We start from the raw sequence: 13,697 nt of genomic DNA on the forward strand, positions 1-13,697 counted from the left end.
TCAGCTCCGGGGACCGCGTGACGGACGACGAGGGGACTTCGGGGGGGTGGGCTTCGGCGACTTCGCGGCGGGCTTCGGGGGCGGGACGGCCTGGAGGTGGGGCGTCAGGCCGTGGGACAGGAGCGCCATCGCCGTGTCGAGCACGCGCTCCAGCCCCGGGTCCTCCTCCCAGAGCACCCAGCGCATGCCCAGGAAGTCGCCAATGCCCATCAGGCAGTAGGCGAGCGCCTCCGGATCCATGCGGCGCACCTCGCCCTGGTCCATGGCCTGCGTGAGGCCGCGCACGTAGCCCCTGGCGAAGCGGTCGTAGTAGCGGCGGTAGCAGTCCGCGTCCACGAACTCCGCCTGCCGCACCACGCGGTAGAGGTTGGGGTGCTGGCGCACGAACTGGAAGAAGGCGCGCAGCCCCTCGCGCTCCACCTCCAGCCGCGTGGTGCACGCGGCCGTGGACTCCGCGATGAGGCGGCGCAGGCGCGCCCCCAGCTCGTCCACCACCTCCACGAAGATGGACTGCTTGTCCGGGAAGTACACGTAGAAGGTGCCCAGCGCGACGCTGGCCTTGCGCGTGAGGTCCGCGATGGACGCGCGCTCGTAGCCCTTGTCGCCGAACACCGCCTCCGCCGCCTTCAGCAATTTCTGCCGCGTCCGCTGACCGCGCGGCGTGACGGGGACGCGTTCTGAAGTTGAAGGGCGATTCATCTTTCAGGACGGGTAACACCCGGCCGACCGCCCTGTCAAAAGCGGATGGATGGCTCCTTGCGTCAAAGACAGACACGAACGCGAAGCGTCAAACATCTCGAGGGACACGCTCGGAGCGGGAGCGGGGAAGTGTCCACCGGGCCCACCCTTCCCCTCGGGAGGAGTGCCCGGCGGCGGAGGCACCACCACCTTCTGCCCGACGGTTCGGGAGCCCCCGGACGTCGGGTGGACGACCCTTCGCCAGCATCAACCCTTTTGCGTGCAAACGGACTTGCACTTCCGAACAAGTGCATATAACTTCACCGTCGACAGCCAATACTGCTTATAAAAATAAGGTCCCAAGCCCCATGGACGCCCTGGATTATCGCATCGTGGACATGCTTCAGCGCGATGGCCGGGCCACGCAGCTGGAGCTGTCGCGTGGGGTGAAGCTGTCCCAGCCGGCGGTCGCGGAGCGCATCCGCAAGCTGGAGGAGCGGGGCATCATCACCGGCTACACGGCGCGCGTGGACGCGGCGCAGCTGGGCAAGGACATCACCGCCTTCATCGGGGTGAGCATCGAGCACCCCAAGCACTTCGAGGGCTTCGCGCGGAAGGTGGCGGAGCTGCCGGACGTGCTGGAGGCCCACCGGGTCGCGGGGCAGGACTCGTACATGTTGAAGGTGAAGACCGCGAACACGCGGACGCTGGACTCGCTGCTGGTGGAGACGCTGCGCACCATCCCGGGCGTCACCCGCACGAACACCACCATCGTCCTGTCGACCTTGAAGGAGGACACGCACGTGCGTGTCCCGGACGAGCTGCTGAACGGAGAATGAACATGAGCGCGGACGCGATGAGTGCCCCCCTGCCCCCTCCCATGGCTTACCGGCTGTCCAAGCGCATGTCCCGGATGAAGACGTCCGCGGTGCGTGAGATCCTCAAGATCGCCGAGCGCCCGGACATCCTCTCCTTCGCCGGGGGCCTGCCCGCCCCGGAGCTCTTCCCCGTGGACGTCATCGCGAAGGCGTTCGAGGAGACCTTCGCGCGGGAAGGGCGCCCCGCGCTCCAGTACAGCACCACGGAGGGCTTCGCCCCCTTGCGCGAGTGGATCGCCGCGCACCTGACCCGCAAGGGCCAGCGCGTCCACGCGGACCAGGTGCTCATCACCAGCGGCTCGCAGCAGGGCCTGGACCTGGTGGGCAAGGTGGTGCTCGACCCCGGCGACCTCGTCGTGGTGGAGGACCCCAGCTACCTGGCGGCGCTCCAGACCTTCGGCGGCTACGAGGTGGAGTTCGCCACCGTGCGCAGCGACGACGCGGGCATGGACACGGATGACCTGGCGGAGCTGCTGAAGAAGCGCCAGCCGAAGCTGCTCTACGTCATCCCCAACTTCCAGAACCCCAAGGGCACCACCCTGTCCCTGGAGCGCCGCAAGGCGCTGGTGCGGCTGGCGCAGCAGCACAACTTCCTCATCCTGGAGGACGACCCGTACGGCGAGCTGCGCTTCAAGGGCGTGCACCTGCCGTCGCTGGCGGCGCTGGACGACCAGGGCGTGGTGCTGTCCCTGTCCACCTTCTCCAAGACGCTGGCCCCGGGCCTGCGCCTGGGCTGGATCAGCGGCCCCAAGGCGCTGCTCAAGCCGCTGACCATCGCCAAGCAGGCCACCGACCTGCACACCGCCACGCTCGCCCAGCGCGCCACCGCGCGGCTGCTGGAGACGTTCGACTACGCGGGCCACATCCAGGCGCTGATGCCCATCTACTCGGAGCGCGCCAACGCGATGCTCGCCGCGCTGGAGCAGCACATGCCCCAGGGCACGAAGTGGACCCGGCCGGACGGGGGCATGTTCCTCTGGGTGGAGCTGCCCCAGGGCCTGGACGCGGCCGCGCTCCTGCCCCGCGCCGTCGAGCAGAAGGTCGCCTTCGTCCCCGGCGCGCCCTTCTTCGCCAACGACCAGAAGCCCCAGTTCATGCGCCTGAACTACTCCAACCGCCCGCCCGACCTCATCTCCGAGGGCATGCGCCGGCTGGGCTCCGTCATCGCCGACGCGCTGTAGCCCCGAGGCCCCGCCCCCAACGCACCGCGTCGGGGGCGCGGGCCTCATGAGGAGTTGAAGCTTGATTCAGGTTTCAGCCTCCGCGGCGCTGGCCAGCGCCCGCGCGGTGTGCGTACCCTTGCGCGCGTTTTTCCCTAGACGCCCAGGAGAGGCACATGCAGCTGAAGGACCTGAAGATCATCGTCACCGGCGGCGCGCAGGGCATGGGCGCGCACTTCGCCCAGCGCATCCGCGAGGCGGGCGGCCAGGTGGCCGTTGGCGACGTCAACGAGGAGAAGCTCGCGGCGCTGCCGGCGGGCATCCACCGCCGCAAGCTGGACGTGTCCAACGAGCAGGACGTCACGGACTTCGTGCAGTGGGCGCACGGCGCCATGGGCGGCCTCAACGGCCTCATCAACAACGCGGGCATCCTGCGCGACGCGCTGCTGGTGAAGAAGGACCGCACCACCGGGCAGATCAAGAAGCTGTCCACGGCGGACTGGAACGCCGTCATCGGCGTGAACCTCACCGGCGCCACGCTGATGGTGCGCGAGGTCGTCTCCAAGATGGTGGAGACGGACCAGCGCCCGGGCGTCATCGTGAACATGTCGTCCATCGCGCGGCACGGCAACCGCGGCCAGTCCAACTACGTGTCCGCCAAGGCCGCGCTCGCCGCCAACACCGTCACCTGGTCGCGCGAGTTCGCGCCGTTCGGCATCCGCGTGGGCGCCATCGCCCCGGGCATGATCGAGACGCCCATGACGCAGGGCATGAACCAGAAGGCCCGCGACGCGCTGGTGGCCGCCATCCCGGTGGGCCGCATCGGCGAGCCGGAGGACATCTGGCAGGCCGTGAAGTTCATCGTGGAGTGCGACTACTTCAACGGCCGCACCATCGACGTGGACGGCGGTCACAACTTCTAGGCCGTCCGCGGGACCTCGCCCCGGCCCTCAGGCGCTCCTGCGCTTCCGGGGCGCGGCCCGCGTGGCCTTCGCGCCCGCGGCCCTGGGCGCCGCGGGCTTCACGTCCACCCAGCGCTCCGCCCACCGGCCCAGCTCGTCGATGACCTTCCAGAACGCCTGGCCCTTCTCCGTCAGGCGGTACTCGGAGCGGATGGGCGGTCCCGGGTCGACGTGGCGCTCGATGATGCCCTCGGCCTCCAGCTCCTTGAGCCGCTCCGACAGGACGCGCTCGCTGATGGTGCCGATGCGCTCCGTCAGCTCCCCGAAGCGGCACGGCCCGTCCATCAGGATGCGCAGGATGATGCCCGTCCAGCGCCGACCCAACAGGTCGGCCGCCGCCAGGAACCGGCTACACAGCGGGCGCGGGTCGTCATGCATCGCGAGGTCGCCTCCACCCCGAGTATAGCGCCCGCCCCCGCCCGTCCGCATTTACTTACTTTTTAGAAGTTACTTGCGAAATAAAAGTAACGCGGCTAGCCATGAGGTGTTCGCAACGGAGGACGACACGCATGGCGACGACGACCACGGCCCTGGACGCGGGCGCGCTGGAGCAGCTCTTCACGGAGGCCCGCACGTACCCGGCCTGGCAGGACCGGCCCGTGAAGGACGAGACGCTGCGCCAGGTCTACGAGCTGGCGCGCATGGCCCCCACCGCGGTCAACAGCCAGCCGGTGCGCCTGGTGTTCGTGAGGAGCCGCGAGGCCAAGGAGCGGCTCAAGCCCGCGCTGTCCCCGGGCAACGTGGACAAGACGATGCAGGCGCCGGTGACGGTCATCGTGGCGTACGACGCCGCGTTCCATGAGCAGATGCCCAGGCTGTTCCCGTCGCGCGACATGAAGAGCGTCTTCGCGGCCATGACGCCGGAGGCGCGCGAGCAGGCCGCGTTCATGAACGGCACCCTGCAGGCCGGCTACGTCATCCTGGCGGCGCGCGCGCTGGGGCTCGACTGCGGCCCCATGGGCGGCTTCGACAAGGCCAGGGTGGACGAGGCCTTCCTCCAGGGCACCGGCTGGAAGTCGAACCTCCTCGTCAACCTGGGCTACGGCGACAAGGCCGGGCTCTTCCCGCGCAACCCGCGGCTGTCCTTCGAGGATGCCTGCCGGATGGAGTGACACATCCAATCCCAGACAGCGCGCCTGACCCCTCGTTCAATGGCATTAGGCGGTCACAATCCTGATTTTCTATGCTAATCAGGAAGAAGCCGCTCCGCCGTCGGTTCCACAGGGGTGAATCCGGCGAGCAAGCGTCTTCCGGTGCGACAGCGCGAGCGCCCCCGACGCGGGCGCCCGCCCTTCGCGAGGCGGTTTTTTAGACCGCCGGAGGCCGCCTTCCGTTCAACGGGAAGCGGGGCCGGGAAGGCTGACGGGAGCATGCCGGTCGCGCCGCGGTGGCGCGAGGCTTGTGACGGGAGGCGATCGCGGTGGCACGAGCTAGTACAGCTGTTCGAGCGGCATCATCGTGCCCGCCTCGAACTCCGGCGCGCGGCGCAGCTGGTCCAGCACGCGCGGGGCGCACCTCAGGTGGAGCATGGGCAGGGAACCGCCCGGCTCGCTCATGGCGCGCACGGCGCCCACCAGCTGGTGTGCCTCCAACCAGCGCATGAAGCTCTCGCGGAAGCGGGCGTTCTCCGCCTGGCCTTCCTTGAAGACCTCCGCGCGTGAACGCATGGGTGCCCGCGCGGACGCGGGCGCGCCCCTTGGCGCGACCGGCTCCCGGGGCATCACCGTGACGTCGATGTCGCCGCCCGGCTGCGCGTCACGCTCCAGGCCCCCCGCGCCCGGCAACGCACGCACCGTGCCCCCGCTGCCCGGCAGCGGACGCACGGCGGCGACGGAGGACATCCGGGCCGAAATCTCTTGAGCTCCGCCCGGCACGCCATTCTTCCTGCGCATGGCTCACATCCTCCCCGGGTCCGGTGCTCACGTGGCACCGGCCCCGGCAACGACCACGTCACCTGAAAACAGCCAGGCCCTTCCCCGTCCGGTGGTTCGCCGAGCGAGGAAGCTTGATGGCATTGGCCAGAATCAAATCTCTCACTTCCAACGCCGTCAAGTCAGGGGCCCGGCAACGATACAACGCGGCAATGCCTGCGACATACGGCGCCGCCATGCTCGTGCCACTCATTCGTTCGTAGAACGCCTGATTGTTGCAGCGACGTTCAGTAGACGAATACACATTCACCCCGTAGCCCATGACGTCGGGTACGACGCGACGCCCCACGGCGCCGCTGGCGGAGAAGGTGGCCACGTTGCGCTCGAAGTCGACTGCCCCCACAGCCAGTGCCTCGGGAAAGGCCGCTGGGTAACCAACCGTATTGGGTCCACTGTTGCCCGCCGCGACAATGGGCAGGATGTTGCTGTCCAACAGCCGACGCAGCATGGCTTGCAGCGCGCGCTGGTTGAGCAGGTAGTCCGCCTCGGAGATGCCCGGGGGCGGCTGGAGCGGGAAGCCCAGCGACAGGTTGACGACGGCGGGGCGCGACGCGTTCTCCGGACGGCTGAACTGGTGCAGCAGCCACTCCATGCCGGCGGCCACGCGGCCCAGGCTGGTGCGGATGGTCTCCGACTCGATGACGGACGCGGCGTAGAGGTCCACCTCCGGCGCGACGCCGTGGTGCACGCCCGCGGCGATGCCGCACACGTGGGTGCCGTGGCCGTCCGGGTCGAAGCCGCGCACGTCCCGCGCCGGGTTGTGCGGCGAGTTGGGGAAGAGCGAGACGTAGCGGAACTGGATGGTCTTGCTCGCGTGCTCCGGGTGGTCCGCGTCCACGCCGGTGTCCAGGATGCCCAGCATCACCCCGGCGCCCCGGATGCCCTGGGCGTGCGCCAGGGGGACGCCGGACTCGTCGGGCCACTCGCGCTGCGCGAGCGAGCTCATGCCGCGGTTGCGCGGCCCCGTCTGTCCGGCGGACACCGGACCGGGGAAGGACAGGGGCACCACGTCCGGGATGAACTCGAACTCGTCCGCCAGCTCGCCGCGGGCCGCGGTCTCCGCGTCCGGGGAGTAGAAGTGCGCCATGGTGGCGCCGATGAGCGGCATGAACCGGTAGCTGCCGGCCTCCGCGCCGGTGGGTTCGGACACGGGCGCGCCGGGCAGCGGGGTGGCGTCCGCCTGCCTCGCGGCCTTCTTGCCCCGAGCGCTCCTGCGGGCACGCGGCTCCTGGCCGCTGACGGCGGGCTTCATGCCCGGCAGCGTGGCGGACCGCAGGCCGAGGGCGGTGAGGGCCTCCGGCGCCTTCTGGGCCGCGCTGAAGCGCAGCGCGGTGCTGCGGCTGAGGACGCGCTCGCCCTGCGCCGTGCCACGCACTCCGGGCCGGGCCTGCGTCTCGATGGACTCCTTGGGGACCAACAGGAAAGACTTCATGGGTGTGCTCCTTGAACCGCTCAATCCGCGCCGGGCCCCGAAGGGGGAGCACCCGCGCTACGACCGCGCCCACCTGGGGACCCTGACAAGCCCCTTCGGATCCGGTGGGTCGGGCTCACGGGCGTCGCCCGGAGCCGTCTCATCGTCTGCCCTCCCCTCTCCCCCGGCCGGGGGTTGCGTCAGGGGATTTGACCGCGCCCCCCTGACAAAAAATCACGGGATTCCCGTAATAGACACCCCTTGTCTGGTGTCTCGGTCCTCGCTCGGCTTCCCCGAACCTCCTGAAACACAACGGATTCCCTCCTGAGGGTGAGGCCAGTGGCGCGCGGCGCACACGGGCACTGTCCGCCACCAGATGTGGGGAAGGGGCAGGCAGGAGGGGCGGGGGCGCGAGAGGGCGTCCGGGTGGGGCTTGCGCGCCCGGCGGGCGGGAGGGTGAAAAAGAGGTGGAGGGAAGCCCGGGATGCGCCGATTGTTCGCGTTCCATCCGCCCGGAAGTCGTCCGCGCGGATCCTGGCCTTCCTGGAGCCCCCTTGATTCCCTACTGGCACGCCCCCTCGTTCAAGCTGGGGCCCGTGGAGCTGAACCCCTTCAATGTCTTCGTGGCGGCGGGCATCCTGCTGGCCGCCCGCCTGCTGACGAAGCAGGCGGAGCGCGAGGGCCTGGACCCGAACCCGCTGGCGGACTTCGCGATGTGGGGGGTGGCGGCCGGCATGCTCTTCGGCCACTGGGTGCACCTGTTCTTCTACCACCCGGAGGAGCTGTCCAAGAGCCCGTTCCAGATTCTGCGCTTCTGGGACGGCCTGTCGTCCTTCGGAGGCCTGCTGGGCGGCATCCTGGCGGCGGTGGTGTTCTTCCGGATGAAGAAGCTGCGCTTCGGGGACTACGCGGACAGCTTCGCGCTGGGCGTGGCGCCGGGCTGGGCGGTGGCCCGGCTGGGGTGCTTCGCGGTGCACGACCACCCGGGGCGGCTGACGGACTTCTTCCTGGCGGTGCAGTTCCCCAACGGCAACCGGCACGACCTGGGCTTCTACGACGCCATCGTGCTCTTCGCGCTCACCGGCCTGCTGTACGCGGTGCGGGACATGCCGAGGTTGAAGGGGCGGCTGTTGCCGCTGCTGGCGATCCTGTACGCGGCGTGCCGCTTCGGGCTGGACTTCCTGCGGGCCACGGACCTGTCCTACGTGGACGCGCGCTACTTCGGCATGACGCCGGCGCAGTACGGCAGCCTGCTGCTGGTGGCGTACGGGCTGTGGGGCCTCCTGCGCAAGCAGGCGCCGAGCGCGTCCTCCCAGAAGCCGCCCGCGCCGCAGGGCCGGGTGGAGACGGCGCGGTAGCGTCCACGTCTGGCTCGAGGAGGTCTTGCGCGTGAGGGCACTGGCGTACGACGCACTGATGGCGCCGCTGGGCTGGGCGGGGTTGAACGCCGCCCGGCGGCAGTTGGTGGAGGGGCTCTCCGGCAAGGTGCTGGAGGTGGGCGCGGGCACGGGCCTGGCGCTGCCCGGCTATCCGGACACGGTCTCGTCGGTGACGGCGGTGGACGTGGACCTGGAGGCGCTGGTGCGAGCCCGGGCGCGGCGCAGCGGCGTAGCGCTGCTCCAGGCGGACGCGCAGGCGCTGCCGTTCACGGACGGCTCGTTCGACGCCGTGGTGTCCAGCCTGGTGTTCTGCTGCGTGGACGCGCCGGCCACGGCGCTGTCCGAAGTGATGCGCGTCCTGCGGCCGGGCGGGGAGCTGCGCCTGCTGGAGCACGTGCGGGCCCCCAACCGGACCGTGGCCACCGCGCAGGACCTGCTGACGCCCGCGTGGCGGCGGCTGTCCGGCGGCTGCCGCCTCAACCGGGACACCTTCCGCCTGGTGGAGCGCGCGGGCTTCCACATCCTCAAGCGCGAGCAGCGCCTGGGCGGCGTGGGCGAGTTCATCTTCGCACGGCGGCCCTGAGGACCGGGCCCCGGAGGGGGCGGGTCAGGCACGTCCCGAGGGTCTGTCACGACCTTTCAGGGTGGATTCACCTACAGGATGTCAGGGGTCTCTCTAGGATGGCGTTCCTCGTCGCGGCGGACCTCCCCGCCGCGTCCCATCCCGTGAGGCCCTGACGCATGTCGCGAGCCCTTCGTCCCCTCGTCGCAGTGCTGCTGTTCGCCGGCTGTGGACCCGATGTCGCGCCGGAGGCCGCGCCCGACCTCGCGACCGCCCCGGCCGCGATGGAGGACTCCAGCCGCCATTCCCGCGAGGGCTCCGTGCGGCTGCCCACCGGCGTCACGCTCCGCTACGTCGAGCAGGGCCGCCAGGACGGGCCCGTCGTCGTCCTGCTGCACGGCTATACGGACTCGCACCACTCCTGGGACCTGGACCTGCCTCGCTTCTCGCGCCAGTACCACGTGTACGCGCTGGACCAGCGCGGCCATGGGGGCTCCTCCCGCCCGGCGTGCTGCTACACGCAGCAGGCGTTCGCGAAGGACGTGGTGGCCTTCCTGGACGCGAAGCGCATCCCGCGCGCCGTGCTGGTGGGCCACTCGATGGGCAGCTTCATCGCGCAGCAGGTGGCGCTGGACTTCCCCAGCCGCGTGAAGGGGCTGGTGCTCGTGGGCTCCGCGCCCACCGTGGCCGGCAATGACGTGGCCCTGGGCCTCGAGGAGGTCGTCGACACGCTGACCGACCCCGTGGACCCCACGTTCATCCACGAGTTCCAGGCCAGCACCTTCTACGCGCCCGTGCCGGAGTCCTACCTGGGCACCCTCGTGTCGGAGAGCGCCAGGCTGCCCGCGCGCGTGTGGCAGGACGCCCTGGACGGGCTCATCGCGGAGGACCACTCCGCGCGCCTGGGCCGCGTCCGCGTGCCCACGCTGATCATCGGCGGGGACCACGACGGCTTCTTCTCCGTGGACGCGCAGCGCGCCCTGGCCCGCGCCATCCGCGGCGCCAGGTACCTGCTCTACCCGGAGACCGGCCACGCGCCGCACGCCGAGCGCCCGCAGCGCTTCATGCGCGACGTGCACTCGTTCCTCGAGTCCCTGTAGTCGCTCGCGCGCCTCAGGCCCCGGCCACCCCGGCCTCCGGGCGGCCGGGGTCGCTCCGGGCCAGCACCACCACCGCCACCAGGATGAGCAGGCCACCCAGGCCCTGCCGGAGCGACAGGCGCTCGCCGAGGAAGATGGCGCCCAGCACCACCGCCATCACCGGCTCCAGCGTGGAGAGCAGCGACGTGTTCACCGGGCCGATGCGCCTGAGGCCCGCGAAGAACGTGAGCATGGCCACCACCGTGGACAGCAGCGTCAGGCCCGCCACCGCGCCCCAACCTCCCAGCGTCTGGGGGAAGGACGGGCCCTTCACCAGCATCAGCGCCCCGAAGGCCAGCCCCGCGGACAGCGGGACGACGGTGCTCGCCGCGAGCGGCCCCGCCGGCCCCACCACCCGCGCGCTGGACAGGACGTAGAGCGCGTAGATGACCGCCGACAGCACGCCCAGGCCAATGCCCAGCAGCTCCGCGTCCGGGCCGGGGTCCACCGTGAGCGCCGTGCCGCACAGGGCCAGCCCCACCGCGAGCCAGCGGGGGCGGCTCAGGTGCTCGCGGCCCAGGGCCACCTGGATGATCGCCACCAGCGCGGGGAAGAGGTAGAGCAGGAGCGCCACCAGCCCGGCGGACGCGTGCTGGAGCGCGATGAAGTAGGCGCTGCCCTCGGTGAAGTAGCCCAGCGCGCCCAGCAGCACCAGGCCGCCCAGGACGCGGCCCCGAGGCCAGGTGCCGCCCTTCGCGACCATCACGCCCGCGAGCACCAGCCCGGCCAGCGTGAAGCGCAGGAACAGGAGCGTGGGCATGTCCGTGCCCGCCGCGTAGGCGAGGCGCGCGAACAGGCCCAGCGCGCCAAAGGAGGCGCCGGACAGGGCGACGAGGAGGAAGCCAGCGGTGCGGGTCTGCATGATGCCTGGGCGCGCACGCTGACCCAGGACCCGGCCCGCTGTCACGCGGGCCCCGGGCGCGGGCTCACCAGTTCTTCACGGAGCCCAGGTCGAACACGTCCGGGAAGCCGCCCTTGCGCAGGAGCTCCGCGGCCACCGCGCTGCGGCCACCCGCGGCGCAGTACACCACCACGGGCGTGCCCGCCGGGCCGACCTCGGAGAGGCGCTGGGCCAGCACCTGCACGGGGATGTTGCGGGCGGCTTCCGGGTGCCCCTGCTGGAACTCCTCCGGGGTGCGCACGTCCAGCAGCACCGCGCCCCGGGCGACGAGTTCATGGGCCTTCTGCGAGCGTTCCTGAGGCGTCATGGCCTCCATTCAACCCCAGCCTGGGGCCCCTCGGACTGAAAACTGGAGGGCGCGACACCGGGCGCTACAGTCCTGTACCGAGACCCATGCGACTCGACAAGCTCACCCTGCTCCACCAACTGGCCGAGCGGCTCCAGCAGAGCGACCGGCTGGCCCATCGCGCGGAGGCCGACGCCCGCGAGGCCGCCCGCAGCCTCGCCACCGAGTCCGAGAAGAAGGAGGACGGCCGCGCCGCCATCGAGTACGGCAGCCTCGCCACGGGGCAGGCCCAGCGCGCCCGCCGCCTCCAGGAGGAGCTTCAGGCGCTCACCGCCTTTGGCCAGAAGGAGCTGCCCCGCTTCCCGCGCCAGGGGCCCGTGGGCCTGGGCGCCCTGGTGGACGTCAGCACCGAGGACGAGGAGGGCTTCGCCGAGCGCACCTTCTTCGTGCTCCCCGCCGGCGCGGGCACCGAGCTCACCGGCCCCGGCGGCGACGGCTTCCTCTCCGTCATCACGCCCAACTCGCCCGTGGGCCGCGCCCTCCTGGGCAAGAGGGCCGGCGACACCGTGGAGGTGACGCTCGCGGGGGAGGTGCGCGAGTGGACCGTGCTGGAAGTGGCCTGAGCCGCCTCGGGCCTGCTCGGACCTAAGCGCCTTCGGTGGGCCCCGGCGCCGCGTGCGCGACGAGCCACTCCTCCGGGATGTCGCCCCGGGGCAGCTCCAGGATGAACGTGGCGCCCGCTCCGGGCGCGCTGACGGCGCGCACCGTGCCGCCGAACGCCTCCACAATCTGGCGCGTGATGTAGAGCCCCAGGCCCAGGCCGCCGTAGTGCCGGTCGCTCACCGCGCGCTCGAAGCGCTCGAAGATGCGCGACAGGTCGCCCGGCGCGATGCCGATGCCGTGGTCCTTCACGGTGAGCCGCGCCAGCGGGCCCTGCGCCTCCACCCCCACGACGACGGGGCGGCCGGCGCCGTACTTGAGCGCGTTGGACACCAGGTTCGTCACCACCTGCTCCAGCCGCAGCCGGTCCCACCGGCCCACCACCGGCACCGGCGCCTCCAGGCCCAGCTCCGTGCCGGCCTGCGCCGCCGCGGCGGAGAAGCGGTAGAGGATCTCCGCGGCCACGCTCGCCAGGTCCAGCTCCTCCAGCTCCAGCCGCAGCCGGCCCGCGGTGATGCGCGACACGTCCAGCAGGTTGTCCACCAGGCCCGACAGCCGGCGCACCTGGCGCTGCACCACGTCCAGCGCCTCCGCGACGCGCTCGGTGGGCACGTCCTTGCCCTCGCGCGAGAGCGACACCACCTGCTTCTGCAGCAGCTGCACCTTGAGGCTCAGCGGCGTGAGCGGCGTCTTCAGCTCGTGGCTCGCGATGCCCAGGAACTCGTCGCGCTGGCGCACCGCCTCGCGCGCCTCGCGGTACAGCCGCGCGTTCTCCAGATAGAGCGCGGTGCGGTGGGCCAGCTCCGTGAGGAGGCGCTCCTCCTCCGGGCCAAAGGCGCGCAGCACGTTGGAGCGCAGCACCATCAGCGTGCCCGACATGCCGCCCCGCACGCCCAGCGGGACGCTCAGGCAGCCGTGCGGGCCCAGCTCGCGCAGCAGCCGCGCGTGCTCCGCGTCCCTCGCGATGGCGGCCACGTGCTCCTCGGAGAGGATGGGCAGGCGCCACACGCCTCCGGGCACGAACACCTGGGGCAGGCCGCCCGGCCTGGGCGGATCCGGCGGATAGCGCGTGAGCAGGTCGCGCAGGAGCGCGTGCCGCCCCGCGTCCGCGTGCAGGGCCGCCCCCACGCGCACGACCTCTTCGCCCCGGGTGCCCGGCGTCCGGAGGATGAGCAGGGCCCCCTCCCCCAGCGCGGGCACCAGCAGCTTGAGCAGCGGCTCCAGCTGCGCCTCCGCGTCCACGGACGTGCCCAGCAGCGCGCCGGCCTCCGCCAGCAGGCGCGGCGCGTCCAGCATCGAGGCCGGCAGCGGCTCCACCGCGTGCGTGCGCAGGAGCGCCGCCGCCACCTGCCCGTCCCCGGACCGCACCGGCACCGCCGCGCAGCGCAGCGCGGCGCGCGTCCCATCCGGCCGGAGCACGTGCCACACGGAGGCGTCCACCGGCTCGCCCGCCAGCGCCCGCCCCAGCGGCGCGTCGCGCGGCGGCAGCGGTGTGCCGTCGTCCCGCACCCATTCACACCCAGGCAGGCGAGCGTGCTCGATGTGGAGGGGAACGGGGATGCCGAAGTGCGCCGCGGCTTGCGCGTTGAATACAGTCACACGGCCCGTGCACTCGACGAGCACCACGCCTTCCGCGTCCATGACGCGCGTCGACAGGGGTGGGTCGTCCCCATCCGTCACGCAGGCCTCCGAGGCTGGAGAGGTGATGCCGGACATGCCAGGGCTCCGCGCACGCATCATGGTGTCATCT

The 13,697-nt window shown here is 71.4% G+C and carries 15 protein-coding genes; 8 read left to right on the plus strand and 7 right to left on the minus strand.

Annotated elements, in window-relative coordinates:
* Positions 1 to 699, minus strand: coding sequence for a TetR/AcrR family transcriptional regulator (locus tag U8525_RS29750; RefSeq protein ID WP_374270078.1), 699 nt, complete (start codon positions 697 to 699; stop codon positions 1 to 3).
* Positions 700 to 1,046: 347 nt separating this feature from the next.
* Here U8525_RS29750 and U8525_RS29755 point away from each other — a divergent pair, with 347 nt between their 5' ends.
* The 3 genes from U8525_RS29755 (at position 1,047) to U8525_RS29765 (ending at position 3,639) form a co-directional block, all read left to right on the plus strand.
* Positions 1,047 to 1,517: an Lrp/AsnC family transcriptional regulator gene (locus tag U8525_RS29755; protein ID WP_374270079.1), complete on the plus strand. Its 471-nt coding sequence runs from the start codon at positions 1,047 to 1,049 to the stop codon at positions 1,515 to 1,517.
* Positions 1,518 to 1,519: 2 nt separating this feature from the next.
* Positions 1,520 to 2,737, plus strand: a complete 1,218-nt coding sequence (locus tag U8525_RS29760; protein WP_374270080.1) for a PLP-dependent aminotransferase family protein — start codon at positions 1,520 to 1,522, stop codon at positions 2,735 to 2,737.
* Positions 2,738 to 2,892: 155 nt separating this feature from the next.
* Entirely contained in the window at positions 2,893 to 3,639 is a 747-nt protein-coding gene (locus U8525_RS29765) for an SDR family oxidoreductase (protein WP_374270081.1), read from the plus strand.
* A gap of 27 nt (positions 3,640 to 3,666) precedes the next feature.
* Here U8525_RS29765 and U8525_RS29770 read toward each other — a convergent pair whose 3' ends face one another.
* Positions 3,667 to 4,056, minus strand: coding sequence for a winged helix-turn-helix transcriptional regulator (locus tag U8525_RS29770; RefSeq protein WP_374270082.1), 390 nt, complete (start codon positions 4,054 to 4,056; stop codon positions 3,667 to 3,669).
* A 131-nt stretch (positions 4,057 to 4,187) separates the two neighbouring features.
* Here U8525_RS29770 and U8525_RS29775 point away from each other — a divergent pair, with 131 nt between their 5' ends.
* The gene (locus U8525_RS29775) at positions 4,188 to 4,790 is read left to right on the plus strand and encodes a malonic semialdehyde reductase (protein WP_374270083.1); all 603 of its coding nucleotides are present in this window, start codon (positions 4,188 to 4,190) and stop codon (positions 4,788 to 4,790) included.
* Positions 4,791 to 5,108: 318 nt separating this feature from the next.
* Here U8525_RS29775 and U8525_RS29780 read toward each other — a convergent pair whose 3' ends face one another.
* Both U8525_RS29780 and U8525_RS29785 read right to left on the minus strand, forming a co-directional pair.
* The gene (locus tag U8525_RS29780) at positions 5,109 to 5,570 is read right to left on the minus strand and encodes a hypothetical protein (protein ID WP_374270084.1); all 462 of its coding nucleotides are present in this window, start codon (positions 5,568 to 5,570) and stop codon (positions 5,109 to 5,111) included.
* A 58-nt stretch (positions 5,571 to 5,628) separates the two neighbouring features.
* Positions 5,629 to 7,041, minus strand: coding sequence for a S8 family serine peptidase (locus U8525_RS29785; protein WP_374270085.1), 1,413 nt, complete (start codon positions 7,039 to 7,041; stop codon positions 5,629 to 5,631).
* Between the two features lie 533 nt (positions 7,042 to 7,574).
* Here U8525_RS29785 and U8525_RS29790 point away from each other — a divergent pair.
* From U8525_RS29790 to U8525_RS29800, 3 genes are all read left to right on the plus strand, one after another.
* Positions 7,575 to 8,378, plus strand: coding sequence for a prolipoprotein diacylglyceryl transferase (locus tag U8525_RS29790; protein WP_374270086.1), 804 nt, complete (start codon positions 7,575 to 7,577; stop codon positions 8,376 to 8,378).
* 31 nt (positions 8,379 to 8,409) lie between these two features.
* Positions 8,410 to 8,982 (plus strand): class I SAM-dependent methyltransferase, encoded by a 573-nt coding sequence (locus U8525_RS29795; protein ID WP_374270087.1) that lies wholly within the window; start codon positions 8,410 to 8,412, stop codon positions 8,980 to 8,982.
* 158 nt (positions 8,983 to 9,140) lie between these two features.
* Positions 9,141 to 10,061 carry an alpha/beta fold hydrolase gene (locus U8525_RS29800; protein ID WP_374270088.1) on the plus strand — a complete coding sequence of 307 codons (921 nt, stop codon included), beginning with the start codon at positions 9,141 to 9,143 and terminating at the stop codon, positions 10,059 to 10,061.
* Positions 10,062 to 10,074: 13 nt separating this feature from the next.
* Here the strand turns inward: U8525_RS29800 and U8525_RS29805 are convergent, their stop codons facing one another.
* Positions 10,075 to 10,962 carry a DMT family transporter gene (locus tag U8525_RS29805; RefSeq protein WP_374270089.1) on the minus strand — a complete coding sequence of 296 codons (888 nt, stop codon included), beginning with the start codon at positions 10,960 to 10,962 and terminating at the stop codon, positions 10,075 to 10,077.
* A gap of 64 nt (positions 10,963 to 11,026) precedes the next feature.
* Positions 11,027 to 11,308, minus strand: coding sequence for a rhodanese-like domain-containing protein (locus U8525_RS29810; protein ID WP_374270090.1), 282 nt, complete (start codon positions 11,306 to 11,308; stop codon positions 11,027 to 11,029).
* 86 nt (positions 11,309 to 11,394) lie between these two features.
* Here U8525_RS29810 and U8525_RS29815 point away from each other — a divergent pair, with 86 nt between their 5' ends.
* Positions 11,395 to 11,910: a GreA/GreB family elongation factor gene (locus U8525_RS29815; protein WP_374270091.1), complete on the plus strand. Its 516-nt coding sequence runs from the start codon at positions 11,395 to 11,397 to the stop codon at positions 11,908 to 11,910.
* Positions 11,911 to 11,932: 22 nt separating this feature from the next.
* Here the strand turns inward: U8525_RS29815 and U8525_RS29820 are convergent, their stop codons facing one another.
* Positions 11,933 to 13,663 (minus strand): ATP-binding protein, encoded by a 1,731-nt coding sequence (locus U8525_RS29820; RefSeq protein ID WP_374270092.1) that lies wholly within the window; start codon positions 13,661 to 13,663, stop codon positions 11,933 to 11,935.
* Positions 13,664 to 13,697 lie beyond the last annotated feature (34 nt).

The sequence above is a fragment of the Corallococcus sp. RDP092CA genome, from assembly GCF_041903675.1.
Lineage (GTDB): Bacteria > Myxococcota > Myxococcia > Myxococcales > Myxococcaceae > Corallococcus.

Bases quoted from the DNA above. Each gene is read 5' to 3' on its own strand.
- U8525_RS29750 (WP_374270078.1), bottom strand. From the start codon at position 699: ATGAATCGCCCTTCAACTTCAGAACGCGTCCCCGTCACGCCGCGCGGT.
- U8525_RS29755 (WP_374270079.1), top strand. From the start codon at position 1,047: ATGGACGCCCTGGATTATCGCATCGTGGACATGCTTCAGCGCGATGGC.
- U8525_RS29760 (WP_374270080.1), top strand. From the start codon at position 1,520: ATGAGCGCGGACGCGATGAGTGCCCCCCTGCCCCCTCCCATGGCTTAC.
- U8525_RS29765 (WP_374270081.1), top strand. From the start codon at position 2,893: ATGCAGCTGAAGGACCTGAAGATCATCGTCACCGGCGGCGCGCAGGGC.
- U8525_RS29770 (WP_374270082.1), bottom strand. From the start codon at position 4,056: ATGCATGACGACCCGCGCCCGCTGTGTAGCCGGTTCCTGGCGGCGGCC.
- U8525_RS29775 (WP_374270083.1), top strand. From the start codon at position 4,188: ATGGCGACGACGACCACGGCCCTGGACGCGGGCGCGCTGGAGCAGCTC.
- U8525_RS29780 (WP_374270084.1), bottom strand. From the start codon at position 5,570: ATGCGCAGGAAGAATGGCGTGCCGGGCGGAGCTCAAGAGATTTCGGCC.
- U8525_RS29785 (WP_374270085.1), bottom strand. From the start codon at position 7,041: ATGAAGTCTTTCCTGTTGGTCCCCAAGGAGTCCATCGAGACGCAGGCC.
- U8525_RS29800 (WP_374270088.1), top strand. From the start codon at position 9,141: ATGTCGCGAGCCCTTCGTCCCCTCGTCGCAGTGCTGCTGTTCGCCGGC.
- U8525_RS29805 (WP_374270089.1), bottom strand. From the start codon at position 10,962: ATGCAGACCCGCACCGCTGGCTTCCTCCTCGTCGCCCTGTCCGGCGCC.
- U8525_RS29810 (WP_374270090.1), bottom strand. From the start codon at position 11,308: ATGACGCCTCAGGAACGCTCGCAGAAGGCCCATGAACTCGTCGCCCGG.
- U8525_RS29815 (WP_374270091.1), top strand. From the start codon at position 11,395: ATGCGACTCGACAAGCTCACCCTGCTCCACCAACTGGCCGAGCGGCTC.
- U8525_RS29820 (WP_374270092.1), bottom strand. From the start codon at position 13,663: ATGTCCGGCATCACCTCTCCAGCCTCGGAGGCCTGCGTGACGGATGGG.